2 protein-coding genes and 1 pseudogene are annotated in these 2485 nt (G+C 67.9%); 1 reads left to right on the forward strand and 2 read right to left on the reverse strand.

From position 1 onward, the window contains the following. Positions 1–346 (reverse strand): annotated as a pseudogene (locus tag G3N99_RS38340) (MFS transporter); the annotation flags it as partial. A gap of 21 nt (positions 347–367) precedes the next feature. After that, entirely contained in the window at positions 368–1414 is a 1047-nt protein-coding gene (locus G3N99_RS38345; RefSeq protein ID WP_206124983.1) for a porin, read from the reverse strand. A 302-nt stretch (positions 1415–1716) separates the two neighbouring features. On the opposite strand from G3N99_RS38345, the gene G3N99_RS38350 reads away from it, so the two are divergent. After that, on the forward strand, positions 1717–2485 hold a 769-nt coding region (locus G3N99_RS38350; RefSeq protein ID WP_206124984.1), incomplete at its 3' end, for a DNA-binding response regulator.

Consider the following 2485-nt stretch of genomic DNA (forward strand, 5'->3'; position numbering starts at 1 on the left):
TGAGCAGCGCGACGAAGCCCGGCATCCACAGCGCGGTCAGCAGGTTGCCCGCGCCGAACAGCGCGATGGCGAACGCGGCGACGCGGCGCGCGTCGACCCGGCCGAGCCACAGGTACGACGGCACGGTCGCGAGGCTGAACGCGCCGAGTTCGACGAAGAAGTAGGTGCCGATCTGCGACGCCGACAACCCGAGCTGCGTTGCAAGCTGGCCGGCGACGGCGGGCGCCACGAGCAGCAGCAGCGGCGTGATGGCCGCGAACACGACGAGCGCGACGAGCGTCGAGCGCGCGAAGGTCGATGCGCGGCCGTCGGGCGGGAGTGCGGCATCCGTAGACAGGGTTTTCATGGCGGGATCTCGTGTGGGAGGTCAGAACAGGTGGTACATGCCGACCATCGCGCCGAACTGCGATGCGCCGGCAAGCGGCGTCGGGTCGTATTCGTAGACGGTCTGCGAACTCTGGCCGCTGTTGCGTGCGTAGCCCAGGTTCACGTAGGCGACGGTGCGTTTCGACAGCGCGTACGTGGTGCTCGCGATGAACAGCGTCGGGTGGCCGATCGCCGGCGTGCGCGAGTCGGTGTGATAGACGCCCGCGTTCAGGCCGATCTCGCTCGACATCTGGTAGCGCGCACCGCCCCAGACGATCGTGCGTGCCGCGTCGAGGTCGCCGGTCAGGCGTTCGACGCCCGCATAGACGGTGAGCGGCAGTGTGGCGAACGCATAGCGCGCGGCGAGCGTGCCGAGTTCGCGGCGCCGCGCCGATGTGTCGTCGGTCGCGGAAACATCGCCGTGCGCCTGATGCAGCACCGCGCTGACCGACAGGCCGTTGCTCGTGTACTGGCCGCCGAGTTCGAGCACGCGTCCGGCGCGCGTGTTGCCGGCGACGCCGGACGTCGCGGCAAGCGCCTCCACGTCGAAGCCGGCGAACGTCGGCGACTGGTACTTGACCGAGTTGTCGATGAAGTTCGCGTTCATCGGCACGATGACGCCCTGGCCGCTGTACGACGCGTACCAGAGCGGGTCGTAGAACAGCGTCTTGTCGAACAGCACGCTGAACTGCCGGCCGAGCGTGACGGTGCCGACGGGCCCCGCGATGCCGACGTACGCGCCGCGGAAGAACGCATAGCCGGGCACGGTCGCAGTGCCGTCGTTGAGGTTGAGACCCTGTTCGAGTTTGAACAGCGCCCGCCAGCCGCCGCCGAGATCCTCGTGGCCTTTCAGCCCGATCTGCGAAGGCAGGATCCCGTAGTTCTGCAACTGCACGGCCGAGTGGCGCCCGTCGGCGTGCGTCAGGTATTGCACGCCGGCGTCGAGCGCGCCGTACAGCGTGAGACTCGACTGCGCGTGCGCGGCGGCGCTGCACGCGGCAAGTGTCGCGACGGTTGCGGCCGTGCGGATGAAGCGGGATTTCGTCACGTGGGGTTCTCCATACCGTCCTGCATCGGTTTGTCGTTGGTGTTGTCGCGACGCAGTGTCCGCAGCGGGAAAACCTTCGAACAGTCGTACAGATGAACGGTGCGGAAAACCCGCGGTGCGCGGCATGCACGCGGCGGGCTGCCGTCGCGCGGCGTGCTGCGGAGCAGCAACGTGCCGTGCACCGTTCAAATGGATGGGGCTGACGCCCGTTCCGGCACCGTGGCCCGTCAAAAAAGCCGATCGCTATAATCGGCCGGTGTCGTTGCGCACATCAGCAGCCCGATCGGGCAGGGGAGCGGAAGGTGAGGATCACGACGGATTTCGGGCAGGATCTCGATGCGCTGCGCGACGTGCCGGCCGCCATCGTGCTCGACGACTTCGCCTGGCCGCCGCTGCCGTCCCGGCGTGCCGATTTCGACGGCGTCACGCGCGGCGACGCATCGCAGCGCGAACTCGGGCTGATGCTGCTCGACCTGTACGCGGTTGCCGCACGGTCCGGCATCGGCGAATTCGAATACCGCTTCTTTTCGCTGCTGCAGGCGCTCATTCCGTTCGACGCCGCATGGACGGGCGTCGCGACCCATGTGCCGACCGGCCCGGTGATGCACAACAGCTTCCTGTACCGTCTGCCGCACGCATTCTTCAGCGACTGGAAGCGTGTGCGCGATTGCGACCCGCTCGCGCACCGCACGCTGCGCGGCGCGCACGGCCACGCGGTGCGGTTGTCGGTCGTCGAACCGGGGCTCGATGCCCGGTTTCGCGACTGGTGCGTGAAGTACGGGCTCGCGCAGTTGATGTGCGTGTGCACGCTCGATCGCCGGTTCGGCCTGACGACGTTCATGTCGATTTACCGCCAGGGCCTGAATCGACCGTTCAGCGACGACGATGCACGCCGTTTCGAGGAAGTGATTCCGCATCTCGCGGCGGCGCTGACGATCAATCGCGCCGCGCAGCTCACGCGCGAGCGCGGCGAAACGGTCGCGCCGGCGGCGCGCGCACTGTGCGACAACTTCGGCGTGCTCCACCATGCCGATCACGGTTTCGACGACGTGCTGCGCACTGAATGGCCGG

Origin of the sequence: Burkholderia sp. Ac-20392 (assembly GCF_017104585.1) — a bacterium.
In the GTDB taxonomy this organism is placed as follows: Bacteria; Pseudomonadota; Gammaproteobacteria; order Burkholderiales; family Burkholderiaceae; genus Burkholderia; species Burkholderia lata.